Here is a 12,834-nt window from a genome sequence, read left to right on the forward strand (position 1 = left end):
TTCCCGCGGTCAGACGGAAAGACCCCGTGCACCTTTACTACAGCTTTGCAGTGGTGCTAGGGACTTCATGTGTAGGATAGGTGGGAGGCTTGGAAGCCTGGGCGCCAGCCCGGGTGGAGCCAACCTTGAAATACCACCCTTGAAGTCTCTGGCATCTAACCGTGGCCCGTTATCCGGGTCCGGGACCCTGCATGGCGGGTAGTTTGACTGGGGCGGTCGCCTCCCAAAGTGTAACGGAGGCGCGCGATGGTGGGCTCAGAGCGGTCGGAAATCGCTCGTCGAGTGCAATGGCATAAGCCCGCCTGACTGCAAGACTGACAAGTCGAGCAGAGACGAAAGTCGGCCATAGTGATCCGGTGGCTCCACGTGGACGGGCCATCGCTCAACGGATAAAAGGTACGCCGGGGATAACAGGCTGATGACTCCCAAGAGTCCATATCGACGGAGTCGTTTGGCACCTCGATGTCGGCTCATCACATCCTGGGGCTGGAGCAGGTCCCAAGGGTTCGGCTGTTCGCCGATTAAAGTGGTACGTGAGCTGGGTTTAGAACGTCGTGAGACAGTTCGGTCCCTATCTGCCGTGGGTGTCGGAGTTTTGCGAGGATCTGTCCCTAGTACGAGAGGACCGGGATGGACATACCTCTGGTGCACCGGTTGTCACGCCAGTGGCATGGCCGGGTAGCTAAGTATGGACGGGATAACCGCTGAAAGCATCTAAGCGGGAAACCCACCTCTAAACCAGAGCTCCCTTGAGAGCCGTGACAGACCATCACGTCGATAGGAGGCATGTGGACGGGCGGCAACGCCTGAAGCTAAGCCTTACTAATCGCTCGATCGGCTTGATCTCGACCCCACAAACCGCGCCATGCGCAGCAGCAAGCCTGCTCACAAAACAGCAGCTTGACAGCACGCGCCGCAGTTCGATACTCCTCCCTCACTTGCACTGAACAAGCTACAAGCTTCGGAAAAACAGCGTCGGTCTTGAGCCTGGGTGACCTGGTGGTCATGGCGAGGTGTCAAACACCCGATCCCATCCCGAACTCGGCCGTGAAAAGCCTCCGCGCCAATGGTACTGCGTCTTAAGACGTGGGAGAGTAGGTCGCCGCCAGGTCACTCAGCCTCAAGAGACGCTCAACACAAAGCTCATCCTTGCATCTTCACAGTCCGTTACCCCACACTCGAACATCCGCGGGGTGGAGCAGCCCGGTAGCTCGTCAGGCTCATAACCTGAAGGCCGCAGGTTCAAATCCTGCCCCCGCAACCACCGACAGTTGACAGCCCGCCTCCAACGAGGCGGGCTGTCGGCGTTTCGGGTCCGCCTCGGCGCACGCCTCCAGGATCGCCAGCAGGTCGCCATGAAGCTGCGCCTCCAGCCCGGCGCCCCAGGGGCAGGGCGACAGCACGACGCGGTCGACCATGGACCGGATCATCTCCATCGCGGCCATCCCCTCGTCGCCGTCGCCGAGCACGGACTCGAGCTCCGCGATCTTCCGCCGGTACAGCTCCGGCAGGTTGGCCGGTAGCAGCATCTCCGGCGCCTCCGTCCCCAGGGCGTCGATCTCGGCGGCGAGCGTGGCGCGCTCGGCCTCCAGCGCGGACAGCCGCTCCTTCAGAGCCGGGCTGTACATCCCGTTCTCCACCGCCTCCAGGATCGACGCGATCTTCCGGTCGATGCCCGCGAGGGCGCGCTCCCGGTCGCCGCGCCCGTTCCGGGCCTCGGCCTGATCACGCCGTTGCGCCACGACCATTTCCTCAATAAAGGCGGCGACCACGTCGGCGCCGAGCAGGCGTTCCTTCAGCCCGGCAAGAACACGGCCCTCGATCGCTTGCCGGCTGATGGTGCGGTCGTTCGGGCAGGTGCCCGAATTCCGGTGGCCGGCGCAACCGTAGCGGTCCTTGCCCATGATGGTGTAGCGGCCGCCGCAGACGCCGCACACCAGCACGCCGGACAGAAGGAAGCGCCGCCGATGCACGCGGTTCAGAGCGTTGCCCTGCTCATCCCGACCGATCTCGGTGGCAACCGCCTCCTGTCGCGCCTTGACGCGGTTCCATAGAACGTCGTCGATGATGCGCAGCTCGGGGACTTCGACAATCTCCCGCTTTTCCTGAGGGTTGATGCGGGCGACGCGCTTGCCGGTGCCCGGATCCTTGACGAACTCGCAACGTCCCCATTCTAGGACGCCGGCATAATTGGCGTTGTTGAGGATACCGGTCCCGCGGGCGACCTGTCCGCGGATCGTGGTATCGACCCATTTTCTCCTCCTGGGACCTGGAACATTCTCGTCGTTCAACAGGCGGGCGATGGCGCGGGGGCTCATGCCGTCGGCGTACAGCGTGAAGATGCGGCGGACAACGGCGGCTTCGTCCGCATTGATCCGGCGGTAACCGCCACCGTCCTTGTCGCCGTCCACGACGTCGTATCCATAGGCTTTGCCGCCGGGAATACGTCCCTCCTTGGCGAGGCCGAGATGGCTGCGTCGGGTCTTCTGACCGGTCTCCTTGAGCTGTACCTGCGCCATCATGCCCATGATGGCAATGTGGAGCGTGGTGATCTCGCCGAGGTGCGGCGTGTACAGCTTGATATTGTGGAAGTTGAGGCGGTCATAGAGATCGGAGGTGTCCGCCAACCGTCGGCCCAGACGGTCGATGCCCTCCGACACCACGACATCGAAGCGGCGGCGCCCGGCGTCATCCACCAGTTTCAGAAAGCCCGGGCGGTGCCGGGAGGCGCCGCTGATCGCGGCGTCCGTGTAGGTATCCACCACGTCCCAGCCCTGCTGGACGGCGTAACGCCGGCACAGCTCGATCTGGTCGGCGATCGATTCCTGGCGCTGCTTGTCGGTCGAGTAGCGCGCGTAGATCACGGCGCGGAGCCGGGGGTGCTGGAGGACGGTCATCGCAAGGCCTTCAGGGAGAACGCGATCAGGGCGGCGAGAAGAACAAGGGCGAGGCCGGCAGCGAACGTCATGAAGCCGGCCTGGGACGGCCGTCGGCGCATCTCATGGCGCGCCAGAATGCGGGCCAATCCGAGCAGCTTCTCGAGCGGAACGGTCCGCGGCTCCTGCTGGGGCGGCTGGACAGCGGGCGTCGTCGTCGCGGCGGTGGAGTCGGTGGAGTGGGGCACGGGTGGAAAGTCCATGGTGGGAGCGGCCATGACGATATGGTCCGACGGCGGCAGGAGCGGAAACACAGCGGCAGATCGGCGTCGTCGACGCCAACCCGGTCATCGGTGCGGTCAGGAACCGGGCGGCGCGGCCATGGCCGGCAGCCCCAACGAGCCCTGCTTGCCGGGCTTCACCTTGCCACCGGCTTCACGATGGGCGGATGCCGCGAGCGTCGCCGCCAACGGCTCCAGAACCTCCAGCCGCCCCCGCAGGCGGGCGTTCTCGCGGCGTGCTTCGTCCAGCGCCTGCTCCACCTGATGCTTGTCGGTCAGTTCAGAACGCAGCTGGTCGAGCTGCAGCGAGGAGCGAAGGAGGGCAGCCTTTTCTTCCGACAGAAGGCGGTTCACGGTCTCCACAGCGGCTTGCGCGTCCGCCGCCTGCCGCTGCCAATCCTTGATCTCCGCGGACATCCGGGTCAGCGCCGCGCCCTGCTCGGCGACCGTCACCGCCAGCTGGTTGCGGTCTTCCATGATCCGGTCGTGTTCCTGCGCCAGATCCTCATAGCCCTGCTCCTGTTCAGCGATCTCGGCCGTCAGGGTGTGCAGTTCGCTCCGGCAAGCCGCGCTTTCGCTCTGCAGGGCTGCCAGCGCGGTGGTGTGCTGCTCCGCGGCGAGGAGCCTCTCCTCCTGCCGCATGGCGTCGATCGACGCGATGAAGGCCGTCAAGGCGCCGTCGATGTCGCACCGCATCTGGTCGGCCGCGGCGCAGGACTTGACGTCGACCGGCCCTCCCGCGAACGCATCGCGCGACGCGCTGACCGCGCCCTTCTGAATGACGAAGAGGTGAGGGGCGGTCTTCCTGATGTCATGGATGAAGCGCGATACGTCGCGCAGGGAACCCCCGCCAATTTCGGCGCGGATGCGGCGGTATGACGGATAGGCGTGGTCCTTCGACACGATCTTGCTGACCGCTTCCGAGACGGACTCGTGCGTGATCAGGGGATGGGTGGGCTGGGAGCAGGACATCCAGAACCTCTGCGGGGACTACGGTTTGGGCGGCCGTGCTGTCGGCCGGCTGAGTATCTGGATGAGTTGCGATGCCAGGAAAGGGCTGCGGCGACGGAATCTTGACGGTTCCGGTCCAAGCCGGCCGATGGTGAGGTGATACCGCGGTAGCGCTACCGGGTAGCGACACCTGATACCGGTGTTACCGTCGCCAACCACGTCGATCCCACCCCTCCGCCTGCGGGCCGCTCAGGTCCGCCATTTCACCCAGGCGGTGCAGAAAATTGCCCGGCGCCCGATGCGGCGGGGCGGAACCCTCCATAGGCTTCCTTCCGAGCCAGGCTACCCGGGCGTCGGACCTCCGGCCCTCGCCACGGGCAGCCTCGAGCGATGAAGTGTGCAGTTAGGCGTTGCGGCGGGCCGCAACGCCTCCGGGGCCGGCCAGGGCCGGTTGCCGGATCGACGACGGCGTGGAGGCGCCGATGCCGTGGCGGACCTGGGATACTTTCGCATCGAACAGGGCATGCTCTCCCGTGGCGCCGGCGCGAAAGCCGGAGCGTCAGCGGCTTATCAATCCGGTGAACGGTTCCGCACCGTCATCGCAGCGGCCGCTTACCAAGCTGGGGTCGGTCTGACCATCGGCGCCGACCTGCGGGAGGCGTGGGCGGCGAAGGGGCAGGATCCTGTGTCGGCGGTTGCGGACTTCACGGGCAAGTCGGGCGTTCACCACACCGACATCCGCGTGCCCGCGGGCGCGCCCGCTTGGTGCGCCGACCGGCAGACCTTGTGGACCCGGGTGGAACTCAGCGAACGGCGCCGTGACGCGACGCTGGCGCTGCAATACACGCTGTCGCTCAGCCGTGAGGTCCCCATCGCGACGTCGATCCGGTCGGTGGAGCGCTTCGTTGATGAGCACCTCGGATCACGCAACCTGATCGCCGACATTGCGATCCATCTGTACGGGCGCCCCCTGGACCCCAGGGTGCCGGCCGCCGCCGAGAGGTTGGCGAACACGGTCGATCCCGCGTGGCCGGTGATCCCAGTGGCCCGTGTCCCCAGCACTCCACCAGTGGACGGCCCCCACGCCCTGGAGTTGCCCGACGGGCACCTCGTCGTCTACCAGCCGCACGCGCATGTTCTGGCAACGACGCGCCCGCTCGTCGACGGCGCCCTGGGCCCGAAGGACCGCGACCTGTCGCGGAAGGCCCTTCTGATCGGAAGCCGCAAGCTGTGGGAGCGGCTGTGCAACGAAGCCTTGGCCGAAACCGGGGCGACCCATCGCGTATCTCAGCGGTCGAAGTGGCATCGCCACCGTCAACAGCAGGACCTCGGCGCCGCCGGTCCAATCCCTGAGCCGCTTTGCCAAGTGCCGCTCGGTCCGGCCTATCACCCGGTCGTCGAGGGGCGCGCTCTGAATTTTGGAGGAGTGGACGTCATGCCTCATGAATTCAATGCCATCGTGGCGGAGCTCGAAAAGTCCAGACGTGCAACGCCAGACGAAAAGTCGGTGCGTCTGGCTCGGGCCGTTGTCCGGATCGAAGAGCTGGAAGGGCAAGGGGTCCGCTTCAGCCGGGAAACGGGTGGGATGGTGAAGGTCGAAGCTCCTCCCGGTGTTGTCGTTGACTGGCATGACCGCCGCTTGTGGAGCGGGATACATGCGATGGTGCTCGACTACCTGGAGACCCGCGACACGGAACGGAAAGCGCGTACGCCCGAACCGGGCACCATCGGGATCGCCGTTCCTGATGCAAGCGACAGGATGACGACGGTGCCGGAGCCGGCGGCGGACGCGGCGCGGCTACGGGAGGAACTTGACGCTGCCACGCAGAGTGTCGCGACCATCGCGGCGGCGACCGGGCAGGCGCAGCCGGATGCCGCGGCCTCTCTGGCCGATGGCATCGTCACCGTCGCCCGCGGCGCCATGGCGATCGCGTACGAGAGATCGCGCGGCATGCTGATGCGCGAGCAGCAGGCGCGTGCGTCGGCGGACACCCGCGCCGAGGAACTCACCAAGGATTTGGCACGTACGAAGGCCGCCCTGGCGCAGGAGCAGCAGAAGCGTCGGGCAACGGATGCGGACTGTGGAGCCCTGCGCGCGGAAAGGACGGCACTGCGGCAGCAACTGACCGAGGCGAAGCGCAGCGCCGAGTCTGCGACCGTCACGGGAGCGGCGGCTGCCCGGCAGGCCGACGAAGATCGGCAAGCGCGTCACCGTGCCGAACAGGCACTCCGCCTCGTGCGGCAGGCGGTCGACATCGACGCTGCCGACGAACAGTTGGCGCTTGAGCTGCGCAAGCGGTCGCAGGCAGCCAGCCAACAGGCCGACGCCGTGGCGGAGGCGGCGCGGGCAGCGGGTCTGACGCCGGAGGGCCTGCCCAGTGAACCCGGCGCCCGGCTGCGGGCGATTGCGCAGGCGAACCGTGACCAGGCACTGGATGAGGTGGCCACCCTGTTGGACGCGCCGGTGAGGGCGCTTGGTGTGCACCTCCGCGGCGCCGCTGCCGAGCGGGTTCCGGCGGCTCTGGCGATCCTCACGACGGCGATCGAAGGCCGGGATGCGGAGCTTGTGCGGGAGCGCGCCAGCCGGGAGCAGGCGGAACTGGAAGCGCAGGGATGGAAACGCGCCTACGAGGCTCTGGTTCGCCACGGCCGGCGATTGGTGATGCTCCTTGCCCGGCAGGCCGGGCTGGTCGAACCGGCGAAGGCGGCGTGGCGTCGGCTGATGGATGCCATCAGTCATGGCAAGGAGCCGGGCGATCTTTCCTCTGCGCTCGCCAGCCGGCGCGATGATGCTCCAGCGCGCGGTGAGGCGCCAAACAGGAGCCCGCGGCAGGAGGAAGGCCAACGGACTGGCCGCACCGACAAGGTGAAGCCCGACGCGGAAGCGGCGCCCATCATGGGCGGCGTGAAGCCACCCGCGACAACCCAGGAGTCGCTGGAGGTCATGACAGGGGAGAAGCCGCGGCCATCGGACGCAGTGGCGGGCGCCGTCCGGTTGACCAGCGCCGCGACCGAGGCCGTCAAGGCCTTGGAGGCGCGGCTCAGCGCGATGAGCAAGGACGACTTCCTGGAGGCCGCGCTGGTGACCGAACGGGCAGCGCGTGAGGCGGGCGAGGAGGGGCGCCGGAACGAACACCGGCACGCCTATTCGGTCATCGCAAGGGTTGCGCGGCAGCGTGGCGTCGCCCTGCAGCCTCTCCAGCCGTCCAAGCCCCGGATCCTTGACGAGTATGTGAGATGACAGGCTGCGGTCGGAGCGCGTCGGCGTTGCGTCCACCCGGAGTGGCGGCTTGCCCTGCGGGCCGCCACTCCGGGCGGTCGCAACTCAGGACGACCCGTGATGATGACCACCCCAGTTCGGAGCGGCGCAGCCCTGGCCGCGTGCATCGAAGACGACGCGATCATCCGTGTGCTTCCGGCGGAAAAGAGCGCGGCAACGATGAAGTTCGTGGACTGGCTTCAGGAAACCCTGCAGCGCTGGGCCTGCGGGCAGCGTGGCGCCGCCGACCGTCGGACGCTGGACATGATCGTCCAGGCAGCGGAGGCGATGGACTACCGGCTTTCCCTGACCGTGCAGGACATCTTCGACGTTGTGGAAGACCTCGACGCAGCCCTTGATGCCGGTTTGCTTCTGCTGCGCGGGTTCGATCGGCCCGTCATCCGTGTGCATCTCGTGAGCAAGGGTGCTGCGCAGTAGGTGGGGACGCCGGAGCGTCCTGGTGCATCCCTCTGAAGGAACCCACCGCGCTCCGTCCTGATACGGCCTCCCTGCCTCGACCCATCGGGCACGGCGCTTTCTTTTCGGCAGGGCACGTTGCTGGTCCCGAACGCGGCTGCATACAGAACTGGACGGAAGGGCTGTCATCCCGGCGGGACCGGAGTGTCCAGCTGAGTTGTCCCGCCTCTCCGTTCAACATCTGCCGATCGTCCAATCCGCTAACCCCTTGGCCTTGTTGCTGATTCCCACAACAGCGTCCGGAATTCTGCCGATGTGCCTGCCGATCCATGGTCAATCCGCAAGCCTTTGATCGTGCGAGAAATTTTGAGGTCACAGTCTGCCAACCTTGCCGATCCTCGCCGCAGCGTCGGAGACGGTCCTTGCGTCCGACGGGGCTTGCAAGATTGGTGGCTGGCCGGTTGCGATCCAAGTGGCGGGGAGCGTTCTGTTTCGCCAATTCGACGGCCCTGAGTTGGGCTTGACGCGTCACGGCGACCGCATGCGCTCCCTGGATGACCAATTGAGGGCAAAACACCAGAGATAATTTTCCAAGAAGACGTTGATCGCAAAGGCTTTGTCCGGCATTTCCGTATGATCTCCGATTTGCCGGACAAACGCTGCCATGGCAGCTCCCACCGCGCCCTAGCACCTCCATCCGATGCCGGCGGTCTTGTTGGTCAGCGCTATGGCGGCGAGTTTGGCTGGCTTGCGCTCCAGTAGCTTCGCCGCCCAGCAGCAGGCCGCGTGGTCTTGGCGCGCCAGCCGCAATCGCCGTGGCGCCGGCGACCAGCAGGCGACGGAGGTAGCCTTCGCCCTGCTTGCCGATGTCGACCTGACGGTCCTTGCCGCAGCTGCTGTGCGCCTTCGGCGTCAGCCAGAGCCAAGCGGCGAACTGCTGGCCCGATCGGAACAACGCCCCATCCGACACTACCGCGGCGATCAGGCTGGCGGTGATCGGCCCAATGCTGGGTATCGTCGCCAAGCGGCGGCTCACGTCTCTGGCGCGATCCCACTCCAGATACCCGCCTCCAGCCGGTCGATTTCCTCGTCGAACAGACGGAGTCGGTCGACGAGACCCTGCGGCGCCCGCTGCGCCAGTTCCGGCATCCGCGGCGTCACATTCCGTGACGGCATCAAGGTCACCGATGCCGTGTCACAGCACGCCGCCTGATCGGCCTATCACCCATTTCCCCTTATGCCCCGGCCAGCCCGAACTTGACGGTATCGCTCAAACCTCATTTTTCCTTGGGTCCAGCGGTGTTCACACATGACGGTTTCCACGGCAACGGACAAAACAAGCAAATAATAAATCTCATCCGTTCAACAGAACGGTAAATATAATTTTGACCGCTATATAATATATGTGCTGCAACGGATCAAAATCCTTTGAAAATTCTCCGCCGGTCCACTATGATTTACGAGAGATAATAGGGGCGTGCTGCGGTTGACGTGCCTTGGCTTCGTTATTATCCTTCCTCACCAACTATGCCATTTGCCATCACGCCTTAAACCCGTAAACGATTCGCTGTGGAGAAGACGTATGCAGAAGATTTCGTGGCGCCGGTACAGGCTGGATGCGCTTGATGGCCTTCGCTGCCGACGCGCCACCATCCATGGCGTCGAAGCAGAAGTGGTTGAGATGGATTACCACGAGGGTTGCGGCTGGATCTGGTCCGTCGTGGTGCCGCTGGATCCGGATCGCGTCCCGCGGGAAAGCGGGATCGCGGCCACGGAGGAGCAAGCTATGGCCGAGGCCGTTTCGGCGGCGGACCGCTGCGTCAGCGCGCATGAACGTGCCGTGCTCGTTGCGGCTAAACCTCGGTCTTAACATTACAGTTGCGATGGATTGACCTCCCGCCTGTTGAGCAGGCTTTGGGCATTACAGTTGCGCTTTTTTACGGTGAGCTTGGCAGGCGAGTGCTTGATGGCATCGCCTCGCAGTTGACCATGCGATGACGTCGGCGGGCTCGATCCGCCGTTGGGTCAGGCGGTCGGCAACACGACGGATCTCCTGCATCGACCAATGGACCATGAGCGAGGAACTTTCCTCATCGTTTTTGGGGGCGTTGCAAGGGTATCGGCCTTGTGTCGGACCACGACCAGCAGGGCGAAGGCGAGCATGACCAGTGAAACGTGTCGGTGCCAGCCGTGCCAACTCCGCGTCTCGTTGTGATCCAACTCCAGCCCGGTCTTCGCCGTCTCTAAGGCGTCCTCGATCAACCAGCGTTGTCCCTCGACTCGGACTAATGTGTCCACCGGCGTACCGTGCCGGCACTAGGTTGTGAAGAATGACAGTTTTTCATCAAAGGGGCGTCGCATTAACAGCAGATCGCGCGTCAAGAGGCCAAAACTGGTCGGCACTACAACTATCTCAGGATCGAAATCGGCCAATTCCAGGTAGGGCCAGTCATAAAGCCGCAGCCCCTTGGTGCCGTTGCCCGCCGACAAGCGAATCCAGCTCTCCGCCGGCAGCTCCCTGGCGACCTTCTCGGCGGTGCCAGACACCGACAATGTCGGGCTCCAGGAATTGATACCGGTGAGCGGAGCCGCTGACTCACTGAGAGGGATTCCCAAGGCCGGCAATCCGTGATTCGATACCCCATCGCGATGGGGGGGAGCGAATGCCAGCGGCGTTGCCGATCCGGGAAGACTTGAGCGCGAGCGAATTGCGTGCCTTGGCGCGGCGGGAGCACAAAGGGCGGGTGGCGGCCCGGATGTTCGCCATCGCCCATGCGCTCGACGGGGTGAGCCGGGCGGAAGCGGCGCGGTTGGCCGGCATGGACCGCCAAGCCCTGCGCGATGCGGTGGTGCGTTACAACGCCGAAGGCGTCGCCGGGCTCTATGATCGTCCACTGCCCGGCCGGCCGGAATGGCTGAGCGAGGGCGAACAGGCGACGCTCAAGGCCATCATCCTGGCCGGCCCCGATCCGAGACGGCACGGCTGCGTGGAATGGACCCTGCCGATCCTGTGCGAGGTGATCGCCGAACGCTTCGCCAAGACGCTGCATCCGGCCAGTCTGTCGCGCATCGTGCGTCGGCTGAACCTGTCGAAGCAGAAGACGCGGCCCCGCCATCCGCAGTCCAACGCCAAGGCCCAGGCCGCCTTCCAAAAAAGGGGCTGCGCGAAGCGCTGAAGGCCGCGGCCGCTGCGCATCCGGAGCGTCGCCTCCAACTCTGGTTCCAGGACGAAGCGCGCGTCGGCCAGAAGGGCCGCACCGCGCACCGCTGGTGGGAGCGCGGGCAGCGTCCGGCCGGGCTGTGCGACAAGCGCTTCACCTCGGCCTACCTCTACGCCGCTGCCTGCCCGGCCAGCGGCGCCGACTTCGCGCTGGTCATGCCGACCGTCTCCACCACCGCCATGAGCCTGTTCCTGGGCGGCTTCTCCCGCAGCCTGGAACCGGACGTCCAGGCGGTGCTCGTGCTCGACCAGGCCGGCTGGCATGGATCGCGGGCGCTCGTCGTGCCGGGCAACATCACGCTGGTGCCGCTGCCGCCCTATAGCCCCGAACTGAACCCGGTCGAGCGCGTCTGGCTGTACCTGCGCGAGCGCTTTCTGTCCCACCGACTCCTGGACGACTACGACGCCGTCGTCCAGGCCTGCTGTGACGCCTGGAACGCCCTCACCGCCACACCGGAGCGACTGCGCTCCCTCACAAGTTACCCGTGGCTCCCATGTGTCAATGCTTAGGCACGGCGGTATGAAACCGTGACTGCCGGTCACGCCAAGCCCGTAGTCTTTGCCGGCACGGCACAACACCATCTCCAGTTCACTGACGCCATGACGCTGTCGGCTGCCACCCAAGCGAAAGGCCCCCCCGCGTCGATTGCCCGGCGTACCATCGCGGCAGCTATGGCCGGCTTGGTGGCGAAGCGCATGTCCTCGGGCACGTGGGGCTTGGCGAGGCGGTCTTCTGGGTTACCTGTCCAATCCTTGCGCAGGTAGAGCCGCCGGTCGATGAAGGCGTAGCCCTTGGACGAAATTTAGATGGCGAAGACGCCGATCTGGCAGTTGGTGATCTTTCCCGCTGAGCCAGTGTACTGGCGCCCGACGCCGCAGGAGGCTCTACCCTGCTTGAGGAAGTCGGTTTCGTCGATGACGAGAGTGGCATCGGGTTCGGCAAAGGCATCGAGCGCATAGTCGAGGACCACGTCGCGCAGCGCGTCGGCATCCCAGGAGGTGCGGCCGAGCATCGCCTGCTGACGCCAGGGTCATGTATCAAATGCAGCTTCGGCGCGCATCCACCCGGTCTTGCGCCGCTCCGGCCCGAGCAGCCCGTCCAGGAACGCGCCGGCTGATGCCGCCGTGCCGGACTGCAAGAGTAGTGGCCGGAGCCGGGCCTTGGTTCCACGCAGTTCATCTGACCATAGCCCCAGCAGGTTCTCGACCGCAAAAACTGGACATGGCCACCTCCGAAAGTCTGCTCAACAGGCAGGAGGCCGATCCATCGCAACTGCAATGTCAAAAGATGGGCAGAGACCGCTCACACGGTGATCGAGCGGACTATTCTTGGAATCCATTGTACATGGTTTTGCGGCGCAAGGGTCCATATGTCGGAATCGCCACAATATCGACCCCGCTTCATCACCATTTCCTCGATAGGCGACATCGCAAACGTTGAAGCGCGGCGCAACAAGGAGGAAGCCATCGCGGCATCCTTGGTTCGATCCGCCGAACATTTGGAGCATGACAATGCACCTTCCCCCGACAGACATCGGCTCTTTATCCTTATGGAATGCCGTGAAAGCATATTTCGTGCCACCGGTGGTGATTCCGGTCGCCGTCGTGCTGACAGTCTTGCTTTTCGTCCTGATACACGGCCCTGTTGTGTAAGTTATAGGGTTCGTCGCGTTCAAGGGCCTCGGTCGGAAGCCCTTTTAACGATGCATTGCACACATGCCGCTGCACCCAAAGGATTTTAGCATGAAAGACCGACCTGGAGCTCGCATCTTCAAGGGCGGGACGGCCCAATGTCATTCCCTCACAGTGACCTACGCACCAACCCGAACT

Annotated in this window: 7 protein-coding genes, 1 tRNA gene, 2 rRNA genes and 3 pseudogenes (1 of these 13 only partly in view); 7 read left to right on the plus strand and 6 right to left on the minus strand. The window is 64.9% G+C overall.

The window, feature by feature from the left end; genetic code table 11:
- The 3 genes from E6C72_RS20095 to E6C72_RS20105 form a co-directional block, all read left to right on the plus strand.
- Nucleotides 1-847: ribosomal RNA gene (locus E6C72_RS20095) — 23S ribosomal RNA — on the plus strand; it begins 1,900 nt to the left of the window's first position.
- 148 nt (nucleotides 848-995) lie between these two features.
- Nucleotides 996-1,111: ribosomal RNA gene (gene rrf / locus E6C72_RS20100) — 5S ribosomal RNA — on the plus strand.
- A gap of 76 nt (nucleotides 1,112-1,187) precedes the next feature.
- Nucleotides 1,188-1,264 (plus strand) — tRNA-Met (locus E6C72_RS20105).
- Here the strand turns inward: E6C72_RS20105 and E6C72_RS20110 are convergent.
- From E6C72_RS20110 to E6C72_RS20120, 3 genes are all read right to left on the minus strand, one after another.
- Nucleotides 1,221-2,897: a recombinase family protein gene (locus E6C72_RS20110; protein ID WP_109443544.1), complete on the minus strand. Its 1,677-nt coding sequence runs from the start codon at nucleotides 2,895-2,897 to the stop codon at nucleotides 1,221-1,223. The two genes, E6C72_RS20105 and E6C72_RS20110, sit on opposite strands and share 44 nt — an antisense overlap.
- The gene (locus E6C72_RS20115; protein ID WP_109156595.1) at nucleotides 2,894-3,154 is read right to left on the minus strand and encodes a hypothetical protein; all 261 of its coding nucleotides are present in this window, start codon (nucleotides 3,152-3,154) and stop codon (nucleotides 2,894-2,896) included. Before E6C72_RS20115 ends, E6C72_RS20110 begins: the two co-directional genes overlap by 4 nt.
- 81 nt (nucleotides 3,155-3,235) lie before the next feature.
- Nucleotides 3,236-4,060 (minus strand): hypothetical protein, encoded by an 825-nt coding sequence (locus tag E6C72_RS20120; protein ID WP_247882151.1) that lies wholly within the window; start codon nucleotides 4,058-4,060, stop codon nucleotides 3,236-3,238.
- A 535-nt stretch (nucleotides 4,061-4,595) separates the two neighbouring features.
- Between E6C72_RS20120 and E6C72_RS20125 the strand changes: the two genes are divergently transcribed.
- Both E6C72_RS20125 and E6C72_RS20130 read left to right on the plus strand, forming a co-directional pair.
- The gene (locus tag E6C72_RS20125; RefSeq protein WP_109443541.1) at nucleotides 4,596-7,349 is read left to right on the plus strand and encodes a MobA/MobL family protein; all 2,754 of its coding nucleotides are present in this window, start codon (nucleotides 4,596-4,598) and stop codon (nucleotides 7,347-7,349) included.
- Nucleotides 7,350-7,448: 99 nt separating this feature from the next.
- A complete protein-coding gene (locus tag E6C72_RS20130; protein ID WP_042444280.1) occupies nucleotides 7,449-7,805 on the plus strand; it encodes a hypothetical protein in 357 nt (118 codons plus the stop codon).
- Between the two features lie 649 nt (nucleotides 7,806-8,454).
- Here the strand turns inward: E6C72_RS20130 and E6C72_RS20135 are convergent.
- Nucleotides 8,455-8,936: pseudogene (locus tag E6C72_RS20135) on the minus strand (transposase); the annotation flags it as partial.
- Between the two features lie 430 nt (nucleotides 8,937-9,366).
- Here E6C72_RS20135 and E6C72_RS20140 point away from each other — a divergent pair.
- Nucleotides 9,367-9,654: a hypothetical protein gene (locus E6C72_RS20140; protein ID WP_042444273.1), complete on the plus strand. Its 288-nt coding sequence runs from the start codon at nucleotides 9,367-9,369 to the stop codon at nucleotides 9,652-9,654.
- Nucleotides 9,655-9,809: 155 nt separating this feature from the next.
- Here the strand turns inward: E6C72_RS20140 and E6C72_RS32335 are convergent.
- Nucleotides 9,810-10,355: pseudogene (locus E6C72_RS32335) on the minus strand (IS701 family transposase); the annotation flags it as partial.
- Nucleotides 10,356-10,447: 92 nt separating this feature from the next.
- On the opposite strand from E6C72_RS32335, the gene E6C72_RS20150 reads away from it, so the two are divergent.
- Nucleotides 10,448-11,514, plus strand: a protein-coding gene (locus E6C72_RS20150) for an IS630 family transposase (protein ID WP_109443539.1) whose coding sequence is annotated in 2 segments (ribosomal slippage) — nucleotides 10,448-10,933 and nucleotides 10,936-11,514 — 1,065 coding nt in all. Because the reading frame shifts where the segments join, the coding sequence is not laid out codon by codon here.
- 12 nt (nucleotides 11,515-11,526) lie between these two features.
- Here E6C72_RS20150 and E6C72_RS32340 read toward each other — a convergent pair.
- Nucleotides 11,527-12,203: pseudogene (locus tag E6C72_RS32340) on the minus strand (IS701 family transposase); the annotation flags it as partial.
- Nucleotides 12,204-12,834: the final 631 nt, after the last annotated feature.

The organism is Azospirillum sp. TSH100, from assembly GCF_004923295.1.
Taxonomy (GTDB): domain Bacteria; phylum Pseudomonadota; class Alphaproteobacteria; order Azospirillales; family Azospirillaceae; genus Azospirillum.